We start from the raw sequence: 1,538 nt of genomic DNA, 5'->3' as shown, positions 1-1,538 counted from the left end.
CGACAAACCATCAGTGCACTGGGTACACTAGCCTCAGGGTTGGCCGGTGGTCTAGCCGGCGGCAGCACCGCTGATGCCGTGGCCGGGGCGCAAGCTGGGAAGAATGCACTGGAGAATAACTCGTTGGGCCTGGGAGCCGGAGATATCGGATTCTGGTTGGGTAACCCCCCTGACTGTGATACGACGTGTAAGGCTGGTATAGCCAAAGGTATTGCAGAAGGAAACCTTGTTGTATCTGCTGGCATAGGTGCGGTGGCTGGAGGAGCAATGATTGTTGCAGCCACGCCGGAAATAGCAGCCCTTGCTAAGGCCGCACTGAAAGGTTGTAAGGCCGAACCGGCAATCTGTCTGAATAACGTAGGGTTGCAGGTTGCTGAAGCCGTAACGCCTGGCGGAGTTGGTGCAGCCGGAGTTATAGGGGTTGGTAAAACGGCAGTGGAAGCGACAGCAGCGAGAGCTGGTGCGGCTAATGCAGCGAAGAATATTTCTTCCGGTTCAGGTTCAAAAATTGATGCCGGCAAATTTGGCCAACTTGAATTGGATGTACTTTCACAAACAGGTGCTAAGGCCGACCCAGCAGTTAAAGCAGGAAATCTAACTATTGCTGGAAGAGCATTGCAAAAACATGGAAGTCGTGAAGGAAGTGCGTTCCCTATAGCTAAGGGCACACCTACTCAAATGAATGAACAAGGGCAAAAAATATTAGATGGGATCGTTAAAGCTCCTGGTGCAACAGTCAAAGATGGCAACCGATTTGGTGGTTTTGATGTCGTAGCCCCTGATGGGCGAGGTGCTCGCTTCGATCCTCAGGGTAATTTCCGTGGATTTTTGGAGCCTTAAGAATGAGTGATAAACATCAATTAAAAGTTGTGGTAGCTAGCGATGTTGATTATGAGAATTTAATAGCTGAAATCTATTGTGATGAAGAGTTTATTGCACTTTTACAACAAGAAGGTGGCGAGGATAATATTAAGGTTGAATTATCTCCGAACATTGGTGCGATTGATTATGACTGGCTTCAAAATGCATTGTCAGAAGCCCGAAAAAAACTACTGAATAAGTAATTGCAAAAAATCCCGACTCTGGCGGTTGGGATTTTTTGCCTGTCACTCAGCAAAAGTGCAGATCACCAGTTGCCCCCGCTAAATGGCTACAGTTACCAGTGTATCTGCCCCAAATCCGGCCTCTTCCAGCCAGTAGCCTTTAAGGTGCAGGCTGGATGTGTGTCTGTAATAAAACGTCATTTTAGTCGTGTGCGTTGTATGTTTAACATTGACGTACCCGATTTTATAACGACGTTACGCTTTAGAAATAATTGCTTCTGGAATAGAACCCTGCTCAGCCAGGATGAACCCCTGATGGGGGATTGGGGGTAACTTTGTCGGCAACATGGCCAACGGCTTGCTAACAGGAGTCAACAATGAAGGCCACGCCGACAGCACCACTCATGCAGCCGTTTCGGATGGCACTATCACGGTTCGCGATACTGATAAACAACAGCAAATGTCGCTGACCTGAGCCGCGACGTCGAACACGCC

General features: G+C 48.7%; 3 protein-coding genes. 2 read left to right on the top strand and 1 reads right to left on the bottom strand.

Annotated features, from left to right (window positions below; all coding sequences use genetic code 11):
- Positions 1 to 840: VENN motif pre-toxin domain-containing protein (locus QSV56_RS21870; protein WP_301213806.1), on the top strand; the 840-nt coding region annotated here is incomplete at its 5' end.
- A 2-nt stretch (positions 841 to 842) separates the two neighbouring features.
- Positions 843 to 1,064, top strand: coding sequence for a hypothetical protein (locus tag QSV56_RS21865; RefSeq protein WP_019084438.1), 222 nt, complete (start codon positions 843 to 845; stop codon positions 1,062 to 1,064).
- A 78-nt stretch (positions 1,065 to 1,142) separates the two neighbouring features.
- On the opposite strand, the gene QSV56_RS21860 is transcribed toward QSV56_RS21865, so the two are convergent.
- Entirely contained in the window at positions 1,143 to 1,286 is a 144-nt protein-coding gene (locus QSV56_RS21860) for a SymE family type I addiction module toxin (protein WP_268216032.1), read from the bottom strand.
- Positions 1,287 to 1,538 lie beyond the last annotated feature (252 nt).

Source organism: Yersinia sp. 22-579 (genome assembly GCF_030433455.1).
Taxonomy (GTDB): Bacteria; Pseudomonadota; Gammaproteobacteria; order Enterobacterales; family Enterobacteriaceae; genus Yersinia; species Yersinia enterocolitica.
The sequence above is the reverse complement of the archived record's forward strand: the minus strand, read 5'-3'. Positions and strand labels throughout refer to the sequence as shown.